Here is a 23,793-nt window from a genome sequence, read left to right as displayed (position 1 = left end):
ATCGTCCCTTTTACTTTTTATACTGCTGCCCGTCCCTTGCTTCTTTCAATTTCATATGGCCAGGTTGAAATCCCGCCAATATTGGTTACATCTGAATAGCCAACTTTTGAAAGGTATTCTCCGGCACGAGATGATCTCCCGCCACTTAAACAATAGACAAAAATCTTTGCGGCCTTATCTTTCAACACTTTTTCTGCCTGTTCAATTCGACTTAGCGGTATATTAATACTGCCAGGAATATGCCCCTGTACATATTCATTTTCTTCTCTAACATCAACAAGAACAATTTTTTCTCCAGAATCCAACCTTTTTTTTGCCTCATCCTGACCAATTCGTTTTACACTATCCTTTGAAAAAAAATTAAACATCGTAACTCTCCTTTTATATAAAAATTAATTTCGTTTTTGTTAATTACATTCTAACCTGAATCCTATTTCATTTCTGTAACTGAATCACCTAAAATTTTCAAGTTCTCTTCAAGGCTTCTTCACTTAATAAACACTTAACAAGGGTACCCTATTTATATTATAATGCTTTAAAGAGGTGATGACGATGTATAAAATACTTATTACAGATGATGAAGAAAAAATAAGAGCCCTGATTAAAAAATATATCCGTTTTGAAGGCCACGAGGCTTACGAAGCTGCTAATGGAATGGAAGCAGTAGAATATTGTCAGAAAGAACAGTTTGATATTATTCTGATGGACATCATGATGCCAGAGCTTGACGGCTTTTCAGCAGTTAAAGAAATCAGAAAAACTCAGGATATCCCAGTCATTATGCTTTCCGCCCGTGGTGAAGAATATGATAAGATACATGGCTTCGAGCTGGGAATTGATGACTATGTGGTTAAACCCTTTTCTCCCAAAGAGCTGATGATGCGCATTGATGCGATCATGAAGCGGTCTACCAGGAATCATCAGACAGATCACGAAATATTTTCGAAGGAAGGACTGTCAGCCGATTTCACAGCCAGACGCGTAACCATTAATGATCTGGAAGTGGAAATGTCTCCAAAAGAATATGACCTTTTATTCTTTATGATTAAAAACAGAAATATTGCCTTAACCCGCGATAAACTGATCACTGAAGTCTGGGGATATGATTTTTATGGCGATGATAGAACCCTTGATACACATATCAAACTGCTGCGAAAAAGTCTTGGTGATTACGCCTCCCTGATTACTACCCTTCGCGGAGTGGGGTATCGCTTTGAAGGCTAAGCTATGATTATCACAAATCCATTTAGTGATTCTCCAAAAAAACCGCGAAATATCAGCGTTAAGTGGAAAATATTTTTGTTTCTTCTTGGTTTTTGCGGCCTGCTGCTGGTTCTGCTTTGGCTGTTTCAGGTCGTTTTCCTAAACAATTTTTACAAATCCATTAAAATCAATGAAATCAAAACCGCTGCCACAACAATCGAGGAAAGCATTAACGATGAAGACCTGACTTCGCTTATTTATTCAATATCCCATAATAATGAAATCTGCATTGAACTGCTTGATCAGGAAGGAGAAATTATTTATTCCTCTCATGTCCTGAAAAACTGTATTATTCACGCCCATGAGGGTTTCGAAGAAGACGGCCTGCCAGGAAAAGTAAAAAACAACGATGGTGAACTCTATCAGTTTTTTTCTCAAACCATGGCTGAACTTGCTGCAGCAGAAGGTATTGACTTGGATGCTCCTCCTGATTCAAGTGAAAATGGTTCAGACTATAACCAGGATTCTCAAAACATCGAGGACGAATCTGACCAAAAAACTTTACCGGATGATAAACATGAGGGGCAAAATTCAATTATTTATTCTAAAAACATTTATGATTCACAAGGCTCTCAGTATACACTTGTTCTAAATTCGGTTATTTCACCTGTTGACGCTACTGTTAATACTTTGCGGGTACAACTATACTATATTACGGGATTTATGATTTTCTTTTCAGTCATTCTAGCTTTGATTCTATCGAAATGGATATCTCGTCCTATTGAGGCCATTAATGAGAGTGCTAAAGTTTTAGCTACCGGCGATTATTCAGCCACTTTTTCAGGGAAAGGATATAAGGAAATTACCGAACTCTCCGATACCTTGAATTATACCGCAAAAGAACTCTCGCAGGTGGAGCGGCTCCGCCAGGAATTAATTGCCAATATTTCCCATGACTTGCGTACCCCTTTAACTTTAATTAGCGGTTATGCCGAAGCCATGCGGGATCTGCCTGATGAAAACACACCGGAAAATGCACAAATCATCGTGGATGAAACCCATCGTCTAACCACCCTGGTCAATGATGTAATGGATATTTCAAAATATCAGTCTGGCAATTATGCCGTCCATATGCAACCATACAATTTAACCAAAAGTCTGTCTAATACAATCAGCCGAATGAACAAACTGCTTCAAAAAGACGGATATCAGATTATTTTCGAGGCGAATCAGGACGTTACCGTCATTGGAGACGAAACCCGCATTTCCCAGGCCTTCTATAATCTGGTTATCAATGCCATTAACTATACCGGTCATGATAAAAGCGTTACTGTCGTTCAGCAGTTAATCTCAGATCAGTCTCAACCTTTAGTTAAAATCGAAATCAACGATACTGGCGAAGGGATCGAAAAGGATGATCTTCCCTATATCTGGGAACGCTATTACAAAATTGACAAAACCCATAAACGGGCAGTTACCGGGACAGGATTGGGCTTATCCATTGTCCGTTCAATCATTGAAATGCACCAGGGCCAATACGGTGTAGATTCCACAGTTGGTCAAGGCTCCAGTTTCTGGTTCACCCTGAAAACTGAAATTTAAACGAAAGCTCACCTGAATTCAGGCGAGCTTTTCTTCACCAAAAAAACACATACTTAACATGCTTTTAACAAAGTACCCCTCTATAATATGATTATAAAATAAAGGAGGCCCTGTTATGGTAATCAAAACATTTAAACGCTATGAAAAAAAATATCAGCTGACTGTATCACAATACGAGCAGCTGCTTCCTATTCTATTAAAAGAAATGGAACCAGACCTTTATACTAAAGAAAATCAGTTTTATTCTATCTATAATATTTATTTTGATACCCCCCAGTATGATCTGATTCGCCATTCCCTAAGCAAGCCATATTTCAAAGAAAAACTGCGGATTCGCAGTTACTCGATCCCCAACAAAGCTGACGAGCCAGTTTTTATTGAACTCAAGAAAAAAATCGGTGGCATTGTCAATAAAAGACGAGCTACTATCCCGCTTACCGATGCTTATTCATTTATTTCGAATCGTAAAAAACCCCATACTGAAAACAGTTTGGATAATCAGGTCCTGGATGAAATTGACTATTTCCTTCAGACTCATCATTTAGAACCAAAAGCTTTTATCAGTTATGACCGGGCTGCCTATGTCGGAAAATCCAATCCTGATATGCGGATCACCTTTGATTTCAATCTTAAATCACGCCAGTTTGATCTCTCCCTTGAAAAAGGTGCCTACGGGGATAACCTGATTCCTGAATCAACTTATTTAATGGAAGTTAAAATACCAGGTACCATCCCAATATGGCTGGCTCATGCTTTTTCTGAATTAGGAATTTTTTCTTCCAGTTTTTCAAAATATGGTACTGCTTATAAAAACGAACGCATCCGTTGCCTTGCGAAACAGCGAAATCATTTACCGGTACCTGCAGCTACCACAAAATTACCCACCAAAAATACTCAACTGAATGCCAAAAATTTGTGCATCAGCTAATCAGAATTTAAAAGGAGTTAATATGTTAGATACTATTTTATCATCTGTTGTCGATGAAACCCTTACCCTAGGGACAACACTTTCCGTTCTCTTTTCTGCACTGGCGCTAGGGCTTTTAATCAGCATCGTTTATATTAAAACCCGCGGTAAGGAAGGCTATTCACCAGGCTTCACCATTACACTAATTATGCTGCCAACCATTATCGCAATCATTATTCTGCTTGTTGGCAATAACGTCGCAAGGGCTTTCAGTTTGGCGGGCGCATTTAGTCTGATCCGATTTCGAAGTGCCCCTGGCGACCCTATTGATATAGCCTATGTTTTCTTTACTCTAGGTATTGGTTTAGCTTGTGGAATGGGCTATATTTTCTACGGCGTTGTCTTTGCGATTGTTTTATGCTGTGTCATGATCCTCTTAAGCATTACTCGTTTTGGGCATCCTAAGAACTCAAAAATGCAGCTTAAAATCACAGTCCCCGAAGACCTTGATTACCAGGACAATTTTAACGACATCCTTGAAGACTATACTGATTCTTATCGCATTAACAAAGTTAAAACCTGTGATTTCGGCTCACTATTTGAAGTTTTTTACAGTATTCAATTAAAAAACAGTGTAAATCAAAAAGAATTTATCGACCGCCTCCGCTGTCGTAATGGTAACCTGACCATTGTTCTAAATCTGGATATCCCAGAAGAAAAAGTATTTATTTAAGCACCTGATTAAGACCTATCAAAAGAAAGAAGGACAACGTCCTTCTTTCTTTTGATTATGAATCCCTGATACATTCAGCTTTTAAAAATCCAGTTCATCGGCATGGTAAGAACTTCGCACCAACGGAGCAGAAGCAACTGATTTAAAACCTAGTTCTAATGCAATTTTTTTATAATCATCAAACTGATTTGGCGAAATGTACTCTTCAATTTCTAAATGCTCTTTTGACGGTTGCAGATATTGTCCCAAAGTCAAAATATCACAACCATATTCAATTAAATCGTTCATTGTTTCAATTACTTCTGCTTCTGTTTCTCCAAGACCCAGCATCATTCCAGATTTGGTTTTTAAATCAGGTCTTGTTTGTTTGGCATATCTAATAACATCTAGTGACCGTTGGTAGGATGCCGTCGGCCTAACCCGACCATATAATCTTGCTATTGTTTCAATGTTATGGTTCAAAAAATCCGGTTCAGAATCAAGGACGATATCAATCAATTCCTCCTGTCCCTGCATATCTGGAATCAGAAGCTCAATCCTTGTTTCCGGTGAAGCCTTCCTGATTTCATATACAACTTGAGCAAACTGTTTGGCTCCCTGATCTGGTAAGTCATCTCGCGTAACAGAGGTAATCACTGCATGACGTAATCCAAGGTTTTTAACCGCTTCGCCTATACGTCGCGCCTCATCCTGATCAACCGGATCTGGTTCATTTTTTGTGACATTACAAAAAGTACAGTTTCTAGTGCAGTTTCGACCAAGAATCATAAAAGTGGCAGTCTTGCGATTATAGCATTCTACACGATTCGGACAGTTAGCTTCAAGACAAATCGTATTTAATGAAAGATCTGATATCAGATTTTTAACTGTCTTCATTTCAGGTGTGCTCTTAAACTGAACTTTCAGCCAATCCGGCTTCTTTTTATTTTCAAAAAAACCATTCACGAATTGACTTTTTTTCATTCCATCTATGTAATTATCAATCATTACATCCTTTAACGCCACCGTCATTGCTTTTTTTTCATGTTTAATCCCAATCAATCGCCCTTCCAGCTTTTCAATTGTTTCTTTACCAAAAAAATCCCCTTTAACTGTCAAGTGTTTGATCACTCCATCTTCCACATCCAGATAAAATTCGACAAGTCCAAAGGGATACTTTTCGCAATGTTTATAGTTATATTTGTTATTATTGCCATAGTTCCATTCCCTATCCATAAAACGTGACTTCATAATCAACTTTACCTGTTCATCTTCATCTTCATTCAATCTTCTAATTTCTTTAATTTCATTTTCCTGAATAATAAAATCCTGAAGATATTTTTTAAATTTTTCAACATTCATCGGATTTTTCAGATACTTGTTAATATTGGTAACTCTCGAAGCTACAGAACGTACACTTTTATCCTTAAACTTTAACGGATTTGGCTTCAATGCACCAGCTAAGAGGGATAAATCCCCTGAATATAAAATCGTTCCATGATGAAGTAATCGATTCTTGAAATGATACTGAGCATTTCCAGAAACTTTCTGACCTTCGACCAAAATATCGTTTCGTCCTGAAAATTCTGCCGCTATCCCAAGATATTTAATGGCATTAACAACTGGTGTGGCAAATTTTTCAAATCCTGTATTTTTTCCTTTTTTGTTGGTTATAAATGTAAAATTTATATTACCCTCATCACAAAAAACGGTACCACCTCCTGATAATCGGCGGACAATTTCGATACCATTTTGTTCAGCAAACTCGACATCAATTTCTTGAAATGTATTCTGATTTCGACCGATTAAGATACTCTTTCGATTTCTCCATAAGATAAAAACTTCATCTTCCATTTCTGTTAAAATATATTCTTCTATCGCATGATTATAGAAAGGATTTAAACTGTCATTCTCAATAAAAATCATTAATTTCACCTAATTCTTGTATTTTTTTTAATATTCTATCACTATATGATTATTTCATCAATATAATTCTATCTCTCAAAAACATCCATTTTGTATAAATCTGAAGGATAGAAGAATTTACAAATTTATATTGCACAATTTTTCATGGACCTGTAAAATATAGTAACAGAAGTAAATTTCACTTAAGTACCATCAAAGGAGAAAACTATGGGTTTTAAAGATCTGATCCAAGATGTAACTGATTTGGCCCAGGACAGTATCGACTCAATCCAGTCAGAAATTGCCCTTAAAAAAGAAGCTCAACAACGACTGCGGGAGGAAATGAACCGAAGGATCAGTGCTTATACCGATACTTTGGTAAAAAAACTGACCGAAAACGCAAGTCCCGCCTGTCTGCTTAACACCGACACAGATGTAATCGTTTCATTTACTGAGTCGTTTTCTCAGTACTATTATCTGCCAGTGAATAATTCTGCCAGCTCAAAACTGGTCTTTTATCCCAATCATCAGAATGCCATTAAAAGTATTAGGAAATATTTCTTCAACTACACTGATGATGAACAATTTCTGATGCAATTTAAAGATGCTCAGGGGCAAACACTGATTCTCACAACAACCGGTTTGCACTTTAAAGTACTCTTTCCAGAAAATGCCGCCTTTTATGTGATTGGAAAACTTAAAAAAGAGGAACTCTGTGACTTAAATCTTGTCGATACTGAAGACTCTCTTGCCTTTCTTGTCAATGGATATCCGCTGATTCTGATTCCCAAAACCTCTTTTAGTCCAACCGACAGTTTAAGTCTTTTGGCCTATCTGAAACGCTTAAATAGCCAGGATTACAGTATCTCGACCAGACAAATTCATGACTTTATTTTCTCCAAACTTGATATCGATCACATCGAAAAAATCAAGCCTCATCTTTCTGAGCATGAGGAACTTCTATATTTTGCCTGGGGCCTGGATAATATGAATTCCAATAAATTTTTAATCTGTACCACTTTAAAAATAATCGTCTTTGATGAGGAAATCAGTTCAGAAAAAGAATACCTCTACAAAGAGATCACTCGTTTAACCACTAAACCCAATACCGTCAATCTCTTTGATATTTCTTTATCCATTGGTATAAATCCGGATGATATTATTATTGAAACATCCCAGTCAACTGAAACTATCAGTATTCTTTATTCCAAGGAGGCCCAACACGTTGTAGACCTTTATACTAAATACAAAACCTTGAATAACAATGAAGCCGACCCTGTTACTCTCCTTGAACGGCTGGGCGTACTTAAAGAAAAAGGTGTTTTAACAGAATCAGAATTTCTTGAGAAAAAGAAAGAATTGCTTGCCAAAATTTAGATGCAGTCCTCAAAATTTATCGCTTAAAAATCAAAATTTCTCACTCTATTTATTAACTTATAAATCTTTTTTTATAAAATAAAAGCTGTCCGGAAAAATTCCGGACAGCTTTTTAAATTTCATCCTTTAAAGATTTACCAATCGACACACAAATGAAGATCATCACAAATAAAAAGGGAAGCGCCATCATAATTGAGGTGTTACGCATTGCCTCCAGGCCGCCGCTGTTAAGCAGCAGGATTGCCATCAAAGAAAGAATTAGTCCCCAAACAATTTTAATCCAGTTGTCGGGATTTAATTTACCCTGTTGCGAGTACATACCCAATACAAAAGTCGCAGAATCTGCAGATGTCACGAAGAAAGTCGTAATCAGTAAAATAGCTATCAATGAGATTAAACTTCCAAAAGGCAAATGAGCCAATGTCACAAACAATCCCACTGCGACATCCGAATTGACTACGGAGACAATATCAAATCCCTGAAAAATCTCCTGATAAAGCGCTGTCCCACCGAAGACAGAAAACCAGATAAAACAAAATCCTGCCGGAACAATCAAAACCCCTAACACAAACTCTTTTATTCTTCTGCCCTTTGAAACCCGTGCGATAAATGTTCCAACAAATGGTCCCCATGAAACCCACCAGGCCCAATAAAAAATTGTCCAATCGCCTACCCAGGGATCTTTCAGAAACGGATCTAAGGGCAAACTCAGTGTCAGAAAATTCCCTAAATACCCCCCCAATGTATTAAAAAACAACTTAATTAGAAAGGCTGTTGGTCCAAATAGAAAAACGAAAAACAAAAGACTTAGTGCAATAATAATGTTTGAGTTACTGAGAATACGTATTCCCTTGTTTAGTCCTGTCGTAGCCGATAGTAAAAACATAACCGTAATGACTAGAATAATAATAACCTGAACCCAGATCGAGTTGGGCAGATTAAAGATACCAGTCAATCCACCAGCAACTTGAAGTGCCCCCATTCCCAGAGATGTTGCCACCCCAAATACAGTGATTAGCAGAGATAATGTATCAATGATACCACCAGCAATTTTAAATTGCTTTTCTGGCAAAAAGGGTTTGAAAATCGAACTGATGAGACAAGGTAAATCTTTTCGATAGGTAACATAAGCAAGGGACAAGCCTACAATCGCATAAACAGCCCAAGGATGAAAGCCCCAATGTAAAAAAACAAACTTGAATGATGATGCTGCGGCATCTAATGAATTTGCCTCTATTCCTATTGGTGGGGCTGAGAAATGAAAAACGGGCTCTGCGACTCCCCAAAAAACAAGACCGATCCCCATTCCTGCCGAAAAAAGCATGGCAAACCAGGAAAAGTTTGAATATTCCGGACGATCCTCATTCTTTCCCAGGCGAATATGTCCATATCGACTGAAGGCAAGATAAAGTACAAAAAATAAGACACCTAAAACTACAACTAAGTATAACCATCCCCAATCATTCGTGATCACCGTGAATAAAAATCCTGTAACTGCCGCAAATTCGTCTGGACTGAAAAAACCAATTCCCAGAAACAACACAATAAAAAGCAGCGAACTATAAAATACTTTCATGGTTCCTCCTTCTAAAACACCAATAGGCACCAGTGTAAACTGGTGCCTTTTACCAATAAATTTTCTTAAGCTAATAATTTCTGACAAAGTTCAACGGCTTCATCAGCAGTTTCTGCCCAGCCATCGGCGCCAATATCTTCGCCCCATTTAAGACTGGTAGGACCACCACCAATGATAACTTTATACTGATCTCTAACACCCTGTTCAACTAGGAAGTCAATTAATTCTTTTTGCGACTTCATTGTCGTTGTTAAAAGAGCACTGGCAGCAATTATCTTAGCATCAACTTCTTTTGCTTTGTTAAGGAAATCCTCAGCTTGTAAGTCAATTCCAATATCGTACACTTTAAACCCTGCAGCTGTCAATAGCGCCCCAACGATGTTTTTACCTATATCATGGATATCTCCGGCAACGGTACCCAGAATAATTTTTCCTTTATCTTCATAACCATCCCCTGAAGCTTGGGCTTTTGCCAGCTCTGGTTCCAGTACTTTCATTCCTGCACTCATCGCATCAGCAGCCATCATGACATCCGGTAAAAATGCTTCGCCATCAATCCAGGCTTTACCTACTTCTTCAATTCCTTTAATTAAACCATTCTGAACCGCTTCAACAGGATTAACATTTTCCTCAATTACTTTTTCTGCCAATTCAATAGCTACATCTTCATCGCCTTCAATAATTGCTTCTCTTAATTCATCAAAAATACTCATCTTTTTTCTCCTCCTAGATTAATTCCTTTGTTCTTTTTTCCATATAGGCCAGTAATTCTTTATTAACAGCTTCATCTAAAGCCGGTGGCTGGTAACTTTCAAGCACTGCTTTCCATTTAGCAGTAGCCCGATCACAAGCAGTCAGACTTTCTTTTGCCCAACCATCATAAGACTGACGATCGCTTAAACCTGGTCGGTAAAATTCAGTTTTAAAATTCTTTCGGGTATGTTTCTGAGTCAGGAAATGTCCCCCAGGACCAACTTTTTCAATAACTTCAAAGGCCATTTTTTCATCGCTGGACATATCAAAACCAGCCAGATAACGTTTGAGCATTCCACACATTTCTTCATCAATAATGAACTTTTCATAAGACATAGCCATATAGTATTGCATAATTCCTGCTGAATGAAGAACAAAACTAACACCTGTTGTGCTGGCTGCCATTAATAACATCATTGATTCGTAACCAGCCTGTGCATCAACAGTTTTAGCATCAGTCAAACCACCGCCGCCTCGGCATGGAACACCATAGAATCTGGATAACTGGGCACTAGCTGAGGTGAATAATGCATTTTCCGGATTACCAATCGATAATGAACCTGTTCCCATGTCAGAAATCGCTGATGTCGAGCCATAAACTACAGGTGTTCCAGGATTGATACACTGTGCCAGGGTAATTCCTGCCAGTACTTCAGCATTTTGTAAGGACAAGGCACCTGCTAATGTGGCAGGTCCAGTTGAACCAGACATAACAAGTGAAGCAATAACCATGGCCTGTCCAGTTTGGGCGTAAGCCATCAGTCCGCCTAACATACGGTCATCGTATTTAAGTGGTGTAACTGAATTAATCAGACAAATCAGAGCCGGTTTTTCTTTGATTACATCTTTGCCGCCATGGAGGATTGCTGCCATTTCGATTGCATCCATCGCATATTCATAACCGGATGAAGAACCCATAAAGACCTTGTCTGAATTGGTGATATGGCTGTATGCCATTTTCATGTGTCGGATATTTTCGTTAATATCAGTTGGTTCACAGACAGTTCCACCTGTCATATGAAGATGCTTGCTGGCACCAGCCAGTTTGACAAAGTTATCATAGTCAGCCATTGTTGCATCCCGTTTGGTCCCATCAGCTTCATAGATAAATGGGGCCCCATAACCTGGCATATAAAGGGATTCGCCGCCGCCACAGACTAAATTGTTCTCTGGATTACGAGCATGAAGGGTAAAGCTTTGAGGGGCTTTTTCAATCATATTTTCTACAAATTCAGTATCCAGATAAACGCGATGTCCTTCAACTCGCTGATTGTTCTTTCTAAATACTTCAAGAGCCGGTTCATAAGAGAATTCAACTCCGATTTCTCTTAAAATACGCATACTGTTTTGATGAATCTTATCAATTTCATCCTGTGTTAAAATATCAAATTTTGTGATCAATTTCATGCACCTTCCTTTAAATTAATATCTTGTTCCACAACAATTTCATTGTCTGGAAGTTTAACTTTTTTTAAGTAGTTCGTTTCATAATCCTCTTTCAAAGCCTTAACCATACTAAAACACATCACAATCATAATCAGCATGAAGGGAAAGGCAGCTGCAATCGAAGCAGTCTGCAAAACGCTTAAAGCTGAGGTTCCGCCGACAACGATCAGAACGATGGTAATCAAACCCTGGGCGACTCCCCAACCACCTCGAAGTTTTTTACCAGGATCCATGTCACCGCCTGACGTTAACATCGCCAGAACATAAGTTGCTGAATTAGCGGCACCTATAAAACAGGCAACAATCAGGACAATCGCTAAAACTGATGTGATTGTATATAATGGCAACTGTTCCAACAGAGCAAATAATGCAGTGGTATAATTTGCACTGACGGCGGTTTCAATGGCGCCACCTGACAGACTGTTGAGATTAAAGGCAGCACCTCCATAAATGGCAATCCAGATTAAAGAAAATCCTGATGGCAAGAGAGACACAGCAATTATAAACTCACGTACGGTTCGGCCTTTTGAGACTCGAGCCACAAACTGTCCAACAAAAGGTGCCCAGGCGATCCACCATGCCCAATAAAAGACAGTCCAGCTGTTTAACCATTCAACATTCCCCATCCAGAAAGTCTGACCAATGATATCCTGCAGATACACACCTAAACTGTTAGTGAAATTATTTAAAATATAAACCATTCCACCGAAAACAAAGATAAAGGCCATAAATGCTATAGACAGCCAGATTTTTACATCCGCTACCTTCTGCATTGCACTGTGCAGTCCCGACATCGTTGCCAGGGTAAACATTGCAGTGATAATTGCAATAATAATCGAAACAATCAAAGGTGACGATTCGATTCCAAAAATATATTCAAGACCTGTTGCAATCTGGTTGGAACCAAAACCAAGACTGGTTGCAACACCAAAAATTGTTGCAAAGACTGCTAGAATATCGATTGTTTTGCCGATCGGTCCGTGCACTTTTTCTCCAATTAAAGGATAAAAAGCTGAACTAATCAAGAATGGCATATCTTTGCGGAACTGAAAATAGGCTAAAGCCAAACCACCTATTGCAAAAATGATCCAGGGATGAAATCCCCAATGAAAGAAAACTTTCGTCATTGCCAGATCCATAGCTGCCTGGGTACCGCCTTCACCTATCGGTGGCGATAGATAATGCATAATCGGTTCCGCCACCGACCAGAATACCAGGCCAATTCCCATTCCACCACCAAACAACATGGAAAACCACTGGAAATTGGTGAATTCTGGTTTATCATCATCTTTGCCCAGCTTTATTTTCCCGTAAGGGCTTAGTGCCAGGCCCAAGGCAACAACAATAAAAAACGCAACTGCTACCAGATATAGCCAGCCAAAGTTTGTTGTAATGAGGGAAAAGAGATTTCCAAAAACATTACTCATTCCCTCTGTAAAAACGATACTTGCTATCACAAACGCAGCGGTTATCCCAATCGATACATATAGTACCGTATTACTTTTCGCGTTCTTCTCCACTTTTCTACACTCCCCTTTTAAATTTTAGAATATTTTCATCAGTGGATGTTCCGGTGTCCCCAATTTTGTCTTAGTCAGCTTATTGCTGTAAGCAATCATTGCGTCAGTTGTGGCAACTGCCCGATAAACCCATGGCGCATTAGCAATCGGTCCGTAAAGGATAAAGTCTGCTCCGTGAGCAACAGGGAAAGTAAAGACTGAAGCTCCTGCAACTTCAAAATAGGGACTACCTTTAGAACGCATTTTTTTCCACAAGTAAAGAGCATTTGATGATGCACATCCGCCAGGCAGACCATATTCATCTTTAATGTCAGCAATCGCTCTGGTTGTCCAGCTGCTGCTGGCAACATCGAGTACCCCAGGATCAACCAGGAACTGTTCTACCCCAGCCCGTTTTGCTTTACCTAGAAGACCTTCTTCTTTTTCTGTTCCAGCCAGCAATTCCACTCGTTTAGCAGGTTTTAAGTGTTTTTTACTGAATGCCAGGATAACTGCTGTTTTAACACCGCAATCTTTAATCACAGCCAGCTCATCTTCAGTACAATTTTCTTCCAGAGAATTGTAGATGATTCTTGACATCGCTTCTTCATCGTTAGCAAAGTTTTTCAAAGCCGCCATTCGTACTTCTGGACTGGGACTGTCAAACAATACAGGACTGTTGGTATTCTTAAGTACAAATTCCACATGCTTTGTTAACGCGATTTCCGTATCACCCAGCACATCTACAATTCTTGGGTTACCGGTTTCTTCGCACATTTCTGCTTCCTGATCTAAAAGAGCTTTGGCAGCCGCTTCATCAAAAATTCCTTTTTCTGAATCCTGCATAATTTTATGTCCGCGATAAAAGATACTCCCAATCAGCACAGTTGGATATTCACCCGGCTGCCCCCCAATTTTCACACCATACACATCATATACTTTTTGTTCTGCATTAAATCTAAACATTACCTCTCTCCTTTATAAGCTTTAGAAATTTTAAGCCCTGCTCCTTTCGTTTGTTTGGCATTTAGTAACGCAAGTCCCGTGCCAAGTTTTCAAGAAACTTTTCCACCATTTTAAGGGCTTTTGAATACGTTAAAAATGTAATCTTTTTCAGATGTGGAAATCATCCACCATTTTATTTCATTTTTGGTAAATTCTATAATTTTATTATTTCTTCGCTTTTGAATTACACTTCTACCACTTACAAAAGCAATTTACTTTCCTTATAATAGGCTGTTTCTGCGTTGTTTTTCTTTTTTGGAGTTTTATCTCGAAAAATTTTATTATTGGTATTCTTTACATTTATATAGTTTATTAATATAATAACAATTACCCGCTCTGACGATTATATGAAAAAGCGTCATGGCCTTTCGACAATGAAGTCGTTAACAAGAAAGGTGCAACAATGGATTATCAATACGAACATAATGAAGAATATTTGAATTACCTAAAATCTTTACCTGCAGAATTCTATTTAAATATTTTGGAAAATTGTTTTTTTGAAATCACGGTAACTGATGAAAAAGGAAATGTGCTTTATGCTAACCCTGCCTGTCTGCAATACCACGGACTAACAGCAGAAAAAATGTGGAAACTAAACTTCAGAACATCCTTTCAGGGCTTCTGGACACCACCTTCAACAGACTGTGCCATCGAAAAAAAAAGAACCATTATTTCCCGACAGAAATCAATTTTAACCAACGAGGAACATATCACCATCACAACACCTTTATATGATCCTTCTGATCATCTGTCACTGCTTGTTTACAATACCTTGAAACAGGAATCCTTTGTCCATTTTGACCTTGATTACCGAAAACCGGAATCAGCAGAAGAAGAAATAACAGACAGCAAAGCTGCCAGTAAACAAGTATTAAATGAAAAAACCAAAAATGAAAACAATCTGGTCGGCAGATCTTACGTGATCTACCAGACCCTTCATAAACTGAAGAAGGCCTCAAAATCAGATATTCCGATTCTACTGTTGGGAGAAAGCGGCGTTGGAAAAAGTCTGATTGCTAAATTTATTCATGACTACAGCGCCCGTAAAAATGAACCTTTTGTCTCAATCAATTGTGCTTCCATTCCCGATAATCTGATCGAAAGCGAGCTATTTGGCTATGTCCCTTATGCTTTTACAGGCGCTAGTCCGAAAGGCAAAAAGGGGCTAGTTGAAATGGCAAATAATGGGACTCTGTTTTTAGATGAAATCGGTGAACTCCAACCTAACATCCAGGTTAAACTGCTGGAATTTCTGGAAAATCAACGTTTTATCTCTGTCGGCGGCACAGAAGCTAAACAGGTTGATACACGTATTATCACCGCCACCAATAAAAACCTTGAAGAACAGGTGAAAAACAATAAATTCAGAGAAGATTTATTCTGGCGTATAAATGGGATAACTCAAACAATCCCCGCCCTTCGAGAAAGACAGGATGATATTTATCCGATTGCCCAATATTACCTGAAGAACTATAATCAAAAATATAATCAGAATAAAGTCTTTTCCAACAACGTAATTGATGCACTTATTCAATATAATTGGCCCGGAAATATTCGTCAACTCAAAAATGCCGTTGAACAAATGGCAGTTATGAGTATGGGAAGTGTCATCGGAATCGATAAACTTCCTGAGCAGATCGTAGATTTTTATCAACATCAGGAAATTACAGAAAAAAAATTAGTCTTCGATGACCTGGTGGAAAACTATAAAAAAAGCCTGATTCAAAATTATTATGACTCCTGCGAAAATGTTTCAGAAATTGCAGACTTACTTGGGCTAAGTCAAACCACAGCTTATCGACTGGTAAAAAAATATGTTCCTGACCCTGAAAAAAAGCATTCGTAAAGTGATAAAAAAAAGAACTGATAGAGGCAACAGGTAAACCTGTTGCCTCTATCAGTTCTTTTAAAAATATTTCACTCTAGGACTTTTTCAGTCGTTCTTTTGTCCAGAAAGATTTTTTATCCCAACTGAAATCAATTTCAACTTTTTTCTCAGTAAAGAAGTCTTTAATCAACTGATGAATCTCATCCATTTTTTTAAAGCCACTACCAGAAAGATCTTCCAGCCACATACTTTGTCCGCTGCAGGCATCGCTGAGGTGCACTTTGCAATCTAAATGTCTTTCTTCAATCCGGTCATTCAGTTCTTTAATATCATCCCAAGCTAGTATCATTTTCTCTCCTTATTCATTTGTTGTTCTGATTACTCCATTATAATCAGCAATCATAACAACTTCATTCTCATTGAGTCTCCTAATAAATTCATCCAGGTTAATCGACTCATCAACCTCGATAACATCAACATGCTCAGACAAATTCCGCCCTTTTATTACCTCACTGCTATCTAAATTCAGCAATCCGATATCCGCTTTAACACCTTCATTATAAATGATTACCACCTGTCTTTCAAGGTTTTCATTACTATCAAGAAGCTCAATTTCGTCCATACTGCCAATCATCGTTTCCTCCTGATTATTGATTCTGTTATCAGTTGATAGAAATGCAATAAAAACTACCAACACCAGACCGATAAAAATAATTATGATATTTTTCGAATACTTCATTTTACTCCCCTTTCCAAACAGTCTAACTAAAAGTGCTGAATTTAAACTTATAATACTTACATTTTCCTGAATATAGTCTTAAATCGGTATTCCAGCTAAAGGTGGATTACAGGTTGAAAATGATAATATATCTGCGAACTAATTAACTTAATTTATTGCCTTATGGCGGAAACGGAGTACTAAATGAATCAGACTCAAAATGCCGGTAAAACAAAGCTTTCACTGTCTCTTTTTATCGGTGGTATTATTGCGGCCCTTTTTGGTGCAACCAACATTATTGTATCAATCGTAATGTTTAAAGACAACCTGGACTACTATGTTTCCATGGGTTATGACTCTTCTGAAGTGATGGGTCAACTCTTCCCCACACAACTTCTACCAACTCTTTTAGAAGGTGTTGTCCTTTATGGTGGAATAGCTCTGTTACTTTTTTTTGCCAGCGTTGCTTATCAAAAACTGACTTTAATGAGTACCGAAAGTTTGGAAGCAATTGAGATTTCAACCGAACTGACTGATATGACCAGCGAATCAGCAAGTATTGAAGGAGACTATCAAGAAGAAATTTCAGCAACTCAGGAAGCTTCTGCAGCAGAAACTGAAGCCGATGAAAAAATTGAAACCGCCCTTCCTGGTGAAGCTGAACCTGAAGAAAAGTAACACAAGTTCCCCGCCGCAATCAATTTTTGATACAGGTGGGGATTTTTTAGCCTTGACATTTTATTGTTTACAAGTTAGGATAGTCCCATAGTAAAAGCTGGGGGAGCCATGTGCTGAGATTTACCCTTATTACCTGATCTGGTTAATACCAGCGGAGGGAAGCCTTTTGTTGTACGCCCACACAACATCCCCCTCCTTTTATATAAAAGGAGGTTTTTTTATGTCGGAAGAATTATTTCAATCTATGCTCGAATCGACGATGGCCAAGGCCATCATTGCCCTGCTGATTTTTTCCGGTTTACTGGTCATCTTTCTGATCACAGACAAAAAATCAGATTCTACAAAACCAAAAGCCATGACTTTTTCAGCCATTGCCATAGCTTTTGCTTTTGTGCTAAATCAGATTACCCTATTTCGCTTACCCCAGGGAGGTTCCATTACTCCGCTTTCGATGCTCTTCATCATCCTTGTCGGCTACTTTTTCGGGGTTCGACAGGGTGTACTTGCCGGTATCTGCTTTGGTCTTCTGGATTTGATGATTAATCCTTATGTTATCTCACCAATCCAGATGTTAGTCGATTATCCCCTCGCTTTTGGCGCTCTGGGACTTTCCGGTCTCTTAAAAGATAAAGAATCTGTCATTCCTGCTTATTTACTAGGAGTAAGTGGTCGCTTTATATTCAGCTTTCTATCCGGACTAATCTTTTTTGGTATGTATGCCCCGGAGGGTTTTAACGGTTTTACCTGGTCCCTGGTCTATAATGGTTCATACCTTTTTGGTGAAGCTGTATTGACTGTTATTGTACTGACCATTCCAGCCATTAAAAGGCTTATTCTTCAGGTCAAACAGACGGTCACTATATAAATAATAATAAGATCATCCTTTAGTCGTTTAAAAGACTTAAGAATGATCTTTTCTTATAGGGCTTTAATCTATCTATTTTCCTGATATGGGTCAGGATTTAATTCGCCATATGAAGGTGAATTATCATTAATGCCAGGATTCTTTATCTGGTTTTTATCTCCTCCGGCAAATACCATACTACTAAAACTTAACAGAAGTAAAGCCATCAGTAGAATCGCAATTCCTTTTTTCATGATCTCTCCTCCATTTCTGTAATAAAAACTAAAACCGATTCCACATTTAATCTGCAGAACCGGTTCTAGTTTTGAATCTCAGTCGTCATCCTATTGGAATCCTCCTTCTGATATTAATCAAATCTCTTATTCTTTTTTCAATCAATAATCATTTTAGAAACTTTTCTTAAATTTTGTTTATTGCTTTTATTTCTGTTCTAACTAATCTTTTTTGAAATGTTTTATCAGTCTCCTTCGTTTTTAATCATTTCAATTTTGATTAATCTTAACTTTCTTTCCAACAATAACTCAATTTTAAAAAATTATCCAGTTTTTAATCTTTTATGAACCATCTTCTATCAATCTATTATTTGTTTTATAAATCATCTTTTGATTTTTCATAAATCTAATACCGATTTCAAAGAAATGTATTCATTACTTTGATTATTTATTTTTCTGGATCAGTGAAAATTTTTAGTTTTAAAATTTTATATTTTTCTAAATTCTTTTCACCTTGAATCTTATAAATGATTCTTTGTTTATTGAATAATGATCTTTGATTTAACTTTATTATAACATCTTCTAAAATAATGTAAATAGACATTGTGTAAACGTTTGTATCGTATTTGTAATCCCCCTCAATTTTTCACCTTAAAAGTTTCTTCATAATAGATAAGTTATGATAAGATTCTTTTTTTATTAATCCATATACCCTTTTTTCTTAATTTTGTTAATTTTTTTTTGATTTTACTTTAATAAACTAAATTATCCTCTTGAAAAATCTTCGAAATTTTAATATGATTAAGAATAAATTATTCGGTTTGATTTTCTTATTAATCCATTTATTATTTATTCTGATATAATAACATAATAAAAAGACGATTCTTTATGAATAAAACCACAGTAGAAAGGAAACACGCCTATGAAAAACACCGGTATTCCACCAAAGCAGGGACTCTATAATCCTGATTATGAACATGATGCCTGCGGAATTGGTGCAATCGTACATATTAAAGGAAAAAAATCAAATTCCATTGTTAAACAGGGACTTCAAACACTTACTAACCTCCAGCATCGTGGTGGTAGAGGTGCAGAAACCAATACTGGAGATGGTGCCGGTATTCTAATCCAAATCCCTCATGACTTTTTAAAGCGGGTATCCGTTGAGGAAGGCTTTATTTTGCCGCAATCCGGCGATTACGGATTGGGGATGCTTTATCTCCCGACTGATGAAGCGAAACGAGCTCAGGCAGAAGCCATGCTATCAGAAATCATTAAAGCCGAAGGCCAGCGCCTGATCGGTTTCCGTGATGTACCGACTAATCCTGAAGGACTAGGCAACACAGCTCTGGAAAGCATGCCATTTATCAGACAGGTCTTTATTGGCAAAAATCCTGAAATAAAGGATACTCTCGCCTTTGAGCGTAAGCTTTACACAATCCGAAAACAAATGGAAAAACAGGCAAAAAAGAGTGACCTTTATTTCTATGCCGCCAGCTTTTCATCGAGAACCGTTGTTTACAAGGGCATGCTGACTGAAGATCAGGTCGGACTCTTCTACAAGGATCTGCAGGAAGAGGATGTAACCACCGCTATTGCCATGGTTCACTCCCGTTTCAGTACCAATACCTTCCCCAGCTGGGAACGCGCCCATCCAAACCGTTATATGATCCACAACGGCGAAATTAACACCCTCCGCGGTAATGTCAACTGGATGTATGCCCGCCAGTCACTGCTTCAGAGCGAGTTATTTGACAACGAACTGGAAAAAACTTTCCCCGTTCTCGATGTCGACGGCTCTGACTCTGCCGTATTTGATAACTGTTTTGAATTCTTAAGCCTGACTGGTCGGTCTTTAGCTCACAGTGCCATGATGATGATTCCGGAACCATGGTCAAAACATGAATCCATGTCACCGAAAAAACGAGCTTTCTATGCCTATCATTCAGCTTTAATGGAACCATGGGATGGACCGGCAGCAGTCGCCTTCACCGATGGTGTCCGATTAGGAGCAGTTCTTGACCGAAATGGTCTGCGACCATCCAGATACTATGTCACCAAAGATGATCTGGTAATTTTAGCTTCGGAAGTTGGCGTTATCGATATTGCACCAGAAGACGTTGTTTTAAAAGAACGTCTAAAACCAGGCCGTATGCTGATGATCGATACCGAAAAAGGTCAAATCATCAACGATGAGGATTTGAAAAATGAAGTTGCTTCTGAACAACCTTATCAGGAATGGATAGCAGCAAATTTAAGAAAGCTGTCCGATTTCCCGGAAACCGATTCTTGTGCTGATGCGGAACTGGAATCACTTCTGTGTCGTCAAAAAGCCTTTGGCTATAATCATGAAGAATTGATGGACATCATTCTACCAATGGCCAGAGACGGGGTTGATCCTCTCGGTGCGATGGGTAATGATGTGCCTCTAGCCGTGCTTTCTGATAAACCACAGCTTCTCTTTAACTACTTCAAGCAGTTGTTTGCTCAAGTAACCAATCCCCCCATCGATGCCATCCGTGAAGAACTGATCACCGGTAGCGAAGTTTATCTGGGCGGTGAAGGCAACCTGATTAATCCAGTGCCGGAAAGCTGTCGTCAAATTCAGCTGGATCACCCAATACTTGATAACTGCCAGCTGGAAAAAATCAGAGCCCTCGACGAAGAACATTTCCGTTCTGTCACTTTAAAAACTCTGTTCCCAAGTGGTTCAGGCGGTGACGGACTTAAAAAAGCGCTTAATCAATTATTTGATCAAGCCGATGAAGCGATTAAAAATGGTGCTACAATCATCATTCTTTCAGACCGCGCTACCAGTAAAGAAGAACTGCCTATTCCTTCACTGCTGGCTGTTGCTGCTCTGCATCATCACCTGATCAGAAACCGTACCCGTACTCAGGTCAGCTTAATTGTAGAGTCCGGTGAACCACGAGAAGTTCATCACTTTGCCCTGCTGATCGGTTACGGCGCTTCTGCTATCAATCCGTATCTTGTTTTTGAAACAGTTGAAGATATGGTAAAAACAGGTATCCTACCTGGCATCAGCTTTGAAAAAGCTGAAAAAACCTATATGAAAGCCTCGGTTAAAGGGGTCATTAAAGTTTTATCAAAAATGGGAATCTCTACGATTTTAAGTTATCAGGGCGCCCAGATTTTTGAAGCTATTGGAATTCATGAGGAAGTTATCGAAGATTATTTCACCCGAACACCATCAAGAATCGGCGGAATCGGTCTGGACGAAATCGCTAAGGAATCGCAATTACGTCATGATGAAGCTTACAATAACCCATTCACTCATAACCAGCCACTGGATGCTGGTGGAAATTTCCAATGGCGTTCTGATGGAGAATTCCATACTTATAACCCGGAAACTATTTACACCCTGCAGAATGCCTGCCGCAATAATGATTATGCGCTCTATAAAAACTATACTTCGCAAATCGACGAGCAGACACAAAAGCAGTGTACCCTGCGCGGTCTAATGGAGTTTAAAGACTTGAGTCCAATTTCTATTGATGAGGTTGAATCTGTTGAATCAATCTGCAAGCGCTTTAAAACCGGTGCCATGTCTTACGGCTCTCTAAGCAAGGAAGCCCATGAAGCGCTGGCCATTGCTATGAACCGTATTGGTGCTAAGAGTAATACCGGTGAGGGCGGTGAAGATTTAGAAAGACTTATTCCTTTAGCCAATGGAGACTCTAAATTAAGTGCCATCAAACAGGTCGCTTCAGGTCGTTTTGGGGTTACCAGTCAATACCTGAGCACTGCCAAAGAAATTCAGATCAAAATGGCCCAGGGCGCTAAACCTGGTGAAGGTGGACAATTACCGGGAAGAAAAGTTTATCCCTGGGTAGCTAAAACCCGTTACTCGACACCTGGTGTAGGCTTAATCTCACCACCTCCTCATCACGATATCTATTCGATCGAAGATCTGGCCGAACTGATCCATGACCTGAAAAACGCCAATCGCGAAGCTAAGATCAATGTTAAACTGGTATCAGAAGTTGGTGTTGGCACAATCGCTGCTGGTGTTGCCAAAGCCCGTGCCGATGTTATTTTAATCAGCGGCTACGATGGCGGTACTGGAGCATCTCCACGAACCTCTATTCGTCATGCCGGCCTGCCATGGGAACTGGGACTGGCTGAAACCCACCAGACTCTGGTATTAAACAACCTGCGAAGCCGGGTCAAAGTTGAAACAGACGGAAAACTCTTAACCGGTAAAGACCTTGCTGTTGCTACCCTTTTAGGTGCTGAAGAATATGGTTTTGCTACTGCTCCGCTGGTTATCCTTGGCTGCGTCATGATGCGAGTCTGCCACCTGGATACCTGTCCAGTCGGTGTTGCTACACAAAATCCTGAACTGCGTAAGCGCTTCACAGGCGATCCTGGACATATTGTTAATTTCATGTACTTTATTGCACAGGAATTAAGAGAAATTATGGCTGAACTTGGTTTTAAAACCATCGATGAAATGGTTGGTCGTTCTGATAAGCTGCAGATGCGTGCCGCTATCGACCACTGGAAGGCAAAAGGGCTGGATTTCTCCAATATTCTTTATCAGCCTAAGGTGTCTAAAAACGTAGGACAATACTGCCAAATTGAACAGGATCACCGAATTGATCAGTCTTTGGATTTAACTGAACTTCTTGAACAATGCAAACCAGCAATTGAAGATCAGAAGCCAGTCAAGATTTCAGCAAAAATCAAAAACACTAATCGTGTGGTCGGTACCGTTATCGGTAATGAAGTTACCAAGAAATACGGCGTTGACGGTTTACCGGAAGACACCATCAAACTCAAATTAAAAGGTTCTGCCGGTCAGAGTTTGGGTGCATTTATGCCTAAAGGTATGACCATTCAGCTGGAAGGTGATGCCAATGACTATTCCGGAAAAGGCTTATCCGGTGGTAAAATGATCGTTTATCCGCCTAAGAACGCCAGCTTTGTAGCAGAAGAAAATATTATTGTCGGAAATGTCGCCTTCTTCGGCGCAACTCAGGGGGAAGCCTTCATCAGAGGAGCTGCCGGTGAACGTTTCTGTGTTCGTAACAGTGGTGCTACCGCAGTAGTTGAAGCAATCGGCGATCATGGTTGTGAATATATGACTGGAGGAACAGTGGTTGTTCTTGGTCAGACCGGCCGAAACTTTGCTGCCGGAATGTCAGGCGGGATTGCCTATGTACTGGATGAAGATGGGACTTTTGCCAACCACTGCAATCAGGATATGGTTGATCTGGTTAAACTGACAGATCCTACTGAAATTGGCTATTTAAAATCTTTGATCGAGAAACATCTGCAATACACTAAAAGCGATCTGGCTCAGAAAATAATCGACAATTTTGATGCATATCTACCGAAGTTTACAAAAATACTGCCTCGCGACTATAATCGGATGCTAAAAGCCATGGAACGGGTAACCGCACAAGGACTGACTGGAGATGATGCCCTAATGGCTGCTTTCCAGGATAACATCAATGATTTATCACGCGTAAGCGGCAATTAAA

The 23,793-nt window shown here is 39.0% G+C and carries 19 protein-coding genes, 1 pseudogene and 1 riboswitch; of the genes and pseudogenes, 9 read left to right on the top strand and 11 right to left on the bottom strand.

Going from position 1 to position 23,793, the window contains the following annotated elements:
• Positions 1-17 precede the first annotated feature (17 nt).
• Positions 18-368 (bottom strand): rhodanese-like domain-containing protein, encoded by a 351-nt coding sequence (locus Q5O24_02690; protein WKY48257.1) that lies wholly within the window; start codon positions 366-368, stop codon positions 18-20.
• A 184-nt stretch (positions 369-552) separates the two neighbouring features.
• Between Q5O24_02690 and Q5O24_02685 the strand changes: the two genes are divergently transcribed.
• The 4 genes from Q5O24_02685 to Q5O24_02670 all read left to right on the top strand — a co-directional run bounded on the left by Q5O24_02685 (position 553) and on the right by Q5O24_02670 (position 4,445).
• Positions 553-1,224 carry a response regulator transcription factor gene (locus tag Q5O24_02685; protein ID WKY48256.1) on the top strand — a complete coding sequence of 224 codons (672 nt, stop codon included), beginning with the start codon at positions 553-555 and terminating at the stop codon, positions 1,222-1,224.
• Between the two features lie 3 nt (positions 1,225-1,227).
• A complete protein-coding gene (locus Q5O24_02680) occupies positions 1,228-2,805 on the top strand; it encodes a HAMP domain-containing sensor histidine kinase (GenBank protein WKY48255.1) in 1,578 nt (525 codons plus the stop codon).
• A gap of 115 nt (positions 2,806-2,920) precedes the next feature.
• The gene (locus tag Q5O24_02675) at positions 2,921-3,733 is read left to right on the top strand and encodes a polyphosphate polymerase domain-containing protein (GenBank protein ID WKY48254.1); all 813 of its coding nucleotides are present in this window, start codon (positions 2,921-2,923) and stop codon (positions 3,731-3,733) included.
• Positions 3,734-3,755: 22 nt separating this feature from the next.
• Positions 3,756-4,445 carry a DUF4956 domain-containing protein gene (locus Q5O24_02670; GenBank protein WKY48253.1) on the top strand — a complete coding sequence of 230 codons (690 nt, stop codon included), beginning with the start codon at positions 3,756-3,758 and terminating at the stop codon, positions 4,443-4,445.
• Positions 4,446-4,526: 81 nt separating this feature from the next.
• Here the strand turns inward: Q5O24_02670 and lipA are convergent, their stop codons facing one another.
• Both lipA and Q5O24_02660 read right to left on the bottom strand, forming a co-directional pair.
• Positions 4,527-5,408 (bottom strand): lipoyl synthase, encoded by an 882-nt coding sequence (gene lipA, locus Q5O24_02665; GenBank protein WKY49197.1) that lies wholly within the window; start codon positions 5,406-5,408, stop codon positions 4,527-4,529.
• Positions 5,397-6,350: pseudogene (locus tag Q5O24_02660) on the bottom strand (lipoate--protein ligase). The gene lipA and the pseudogene Q5O24_02660 overlap by 12 nt, the downstream one beginning before the upstream one ends.
• A 207-nt stretch (positions 6,351-6,557) precedes the next feature.
• Between Q5O24_02660 and Q5O24_02655 the strand changes: the two are divergent.
• Entirely contained in the window at positions 6,558-7,706 is a 1,149-nt protein-coding gene (locus Q5O24_02655; GenBank protein ID WKY48252.1) for a PH domain-containing protein, read from the top strand.
• A 112-nt stretch (positions 7,707-7,818) separates the two neighbouring features.
• Here the strand turns inward: Q5O24_02655 and Q5O24_02650 are convergent, their stop codons facing one another.
• The 5 genes from Q5O24_02650 to Q5O24_02630 all read right to left on the bottom strand — a co-directional run bounded on the left by Q5O24_02650 (position 7,819) and on the right by Q5O24_02630 (position 13,946).
• Entirely contained in the window at positions 7,819-9,282 is a 1,464-nt protein-coding gene (locus Q5O24_02650; protein ID WKY48251.1) for a BCCT family transporter, read from the bottom strand.
• 65 nt (positions 9,283-9,347) lie between these two features.
• Positions 9,348-9,995: a corrinoid protein gene (locus tag Q5O24_02645; protein WKY48250.1), complete on the bottom strand. Its 648-nt coding sequence runs from the start codon at positions 9,993-9,995 to the stop codon at positions 9,348-9,350.
• Positions 9,996-10,008: 13 nt separating this feature from the next.
• Positions 10,009-11,436 (bottom strand): glycine betaine--corrinoid protein methyltransferase, encoded by a 1,428-nt coding sequence (gene mtgB, locus Q5O24_02640; protein ID WKY49196.1) that lies wholly within the window; start codon positions 11,434-11,436, stop codon positions 10,009-10,011.
• Between the two features lie 2 nt (positions 11,437-11,438).
• Entirely contained in the window at positions 11,439-13,001 is a 1,563-nt protein-coding gene (locus Q5O24_02635) for a BCCT family transporter (protein WKY48249.1), read from the bottom strand.
• A gap of 24 nt (positions 13,002-13,025) precedes the next feature.
• Positions 13,026-13,946, bottom strand: coding sequence for a tetrahydromethanopterin S-methyltransferase subunit H (locus Q5O24_02630; GenBank protein WKY48248.1), 921 nt, complete (start codon positions 13,944-13,946; stop codon positions 13,026-13,028).
• A gap of 442 nt (positions 13,947-14,388) precedes the next feature.
• Here Q5O24_02630 and Q5O24_02625 point away from each other — a divergent pair, with 442 nt between their 5' ends.
• Positions 14,389-15,831 carry a sigma 54-interacting transcriptional regulator gene (locus Q5O24_02625; GenBank protein ID WKY48247.1) on the top strand — a complete coding sequence of 481 codons (1,443 nt, stop codon included), beginning with the start codon at positions 14,389-14,391 and terminating at the stop codon, positions 15,829-15,831.
• Positions 15,832-15,907: 76 nt separating this feature from the next.
• Here Q5O24_02625 and Q5O24_02620 read toward each other — a convergent pair whose 3' ends face one another.
• Positions 15,908-16,162: a hypothetical protein gene (locus Q5O24_02620; protein ID WKY48246.1), complete on the bottom strand. Its 255-nt coding sequence runs from the start codon at positions 16,160-16,162 to the stop codon at positions 15,908-15,910.
• 9 nt (positions 16,163-16,171) lie between these two features.
• Positions 16,172-16,552, bottom strand: coding sequence for a hypothetical protein (locus Q5O24_02615; protein ID WKY48245.1), 381 nt, complete (start codon positions 16,550-16,552; stop codon positions 16,172-16,174).
• A gap of 183 nt (positions 16,553-16,735) precedes the next feature.
• On the opposite strand from Q5O24_02615, the gene Q5O24_02610 reads away from it, so the two are divergent.
• Both Q5O24_02610 and thiT read left to right on the top strand, forming a co-directional pair.
• Positions 16,736-17,209: a hypothetical protein gene (locus tag Q5O24_02610; GenBank protein ID WKY48244.1), complete on the top strand. Its 474-nt coding sequence runs from the start codon at positions 16,736-16,738 to the stop codon at positions 17,207-17,209.
• An 89-nt stretch (positions 17,210-17,298) separates the two neighbouring features.
• A riboswitch (TPP riboswitch) is annotated at positions 17,299-17,386 on the top strand.
• A 43-nt stretch (positions 17,387-17,429) separates the two neighbouring features.
• On the top strand, positions 17,430-18,074 hold the full coding sequence (gene thiT, locus Q5O24_02605; GenBank protein ID WKY48243.1) for an energy-coupled thiamine transporter ThiT: 645 nt from the start codon (positions 17,430-17,432) through the stop codon (positions 18,072-18,074).
• A 68-nt stretch (positions 18,075-18,142) separates the two neighbouring features.
• On the opposite strand, the gene Q5O24_02600 is transcribed toward thiT, so the two are convergent.
• Positions 18,143-18,307: a hypothetical protein gene (locus tag Q5O24_02600; protein ID WKY48242.1), complete on the bottom strand. Its 165-nt coding sequence runs from the start codon at positions 18,305-18,307 to the stop codon at positions 18,143-18,145.
• A 901-nt stretch (positions 18,308-19,208) separates the two neighbouring features.
• Here Q5O24_02600 and gltB point away from each other — a divergent pair.
• Complete coding sequence (gene gltB, locus Q5O24_02595) at positions 19,209-23,792, top strand: glutamate synthase large subunit (protein WKY48241.1); 4,584 nt, start codon at positions 19,209-19,211, stop codon at positions 23,790-23,792.
• The last annotated feature ends 1 nt before the right edge of the window (position 23,793 follow it).

The sequence above is a fragment of the Eubacteriaceae bacterium ES3 genome (assembly GCA_030586155.1).
GTDB lineage: Bacteria > Bacillota > Clostridia > Eubacteriales > Eubacteriaceae > Acetobacterium.
Note: the sequence above shows the minus strand (reverse complement) of the source record. Positions and strands in the feature narration are given on the sequence as shown.

What these genes read in the sequence shown, in the direction of transcription:
- Q5O24_02690 (WKY48257.1), bottom strand. Translation starts at nt 368, where the DNA reads ATGTTTAATTTTTTTTCAAAGGATAGTGTAAAACGAATTGGTCAGGAT.
- Q5O24_02685 (WKY48256.1), top strand. Translation starts at nt 553, where the DNA reads ATGTATAAAATACTTATTACAGATGATGAAGAAAAAATAAGAGCCCTG.
- Q5O24_02680 (WKY48255.1), top strand. Translation starts at nt 1,228, where the DNA reads ATGATTATCACAAATCCATTTAGTGATTCTCCAAAAAAACCGCGAAAT.
- Q5O24_02675 (WKY48254.1), top strand. Translation starts at nt 2,921, where the DNA reads ATGGTAATCAAAACATTTAAACGCTATGAAAAAAAATATCAGCTGACT.
- Q5O24_02670 (WKY48253.1), top strand. Translation starts at nt 3,756, where the DNA reads ATGTTAGATACTATTTTATCATCTGTTGTCGATGAAACCCTTACCCTA.
- lipA (WKY49197.1), bottom strand. Translation starts at nt 5,408, where the DNA reads ATGAAAAAAAGTCAATTCGTGAATGGTTTTTTTGAAAATAAAAAGAAG.
- Q5O24_02655 (WKY48252.1), top strand. Translation starts at nt 6,558, where the DNA reads ATGGGTTTTAAAGATCTGATCCAAGATGTAACTGATTTGGCCCAGGAC.
- Q5O24_02650 (WKY48251.1), bottom strand. Translation starts at nt 9,282, where the DNA reads ATGAAAGTATTTTATAGTTCGCTGCTTTTTATTGTGTTGTTTCTGGGA.
- Q5O24_02645 (WKY48250.1), bottom strand. Translation starts at nt 9,995, where the DNA reads ATGAGTATTTTTGATGAATTAAGAGAAGCAATTATTGAAGGCGATGAA.
- Q5O24_02630 (WKY48248.1), bottom strand. Translation starts at nt 13,946, where the DNA reads ATGTTTAGATTTAATGCAGAACAAAAAGTATATGATGTGTATGGTGTG.
- Q5O24_02625 (WKY48247.1), top strand. Translation starts at nt 14,389, where the DNA reads ATGGATTATCAATACGAACATAATGAAGAATATTTGAATTACCTAAAA.
- Q5O24_02620 (WKY48246.1), bottom strand. Translation starts at nt 16,162, where the DNA reads ATGATACTAGCTTGGGATGATATTAAAGAACTGAATGACCGGATTGAA.
- Q5O24_02615 (WKY48245.1), bottom strand. Translation starts at nt 16,552, where the DNA reads ATGAAGTATTCGAAAAATATCATAATTATTTTTATCGGTCTGGTGTTG.
- Q5O24_02610 (WKY48244.1), top strand. Translation starts at nt 16,736, where the DNA reads ATGAATCAGACTCAAAATGCCGGTAAAACAAAGCTTTCACTGTCTCTT.
- thiT (WKY48243.1), top strand. Translation starts at nt 17,430, where the DNA reads ATGTCGGAAGAATTATTTCAATCTATGCTCGAATCGACGATGGCCAAG.
- Q5O24_02600 (WKY48242.1), bottom strand. Translation starts at nt 18,307, where the DNA reads ATGAAAAAAGGAATTGCGATTCTACTGATGGCTTTACTTCTGTTAAGT.
- gltB (WKY48241.1), top strand. Translation starts at nt 19,209, where the DNA reads ATGAAAAACACCGGTATTCCACCAAAGCAGGGACTCTATAATCCTGAT.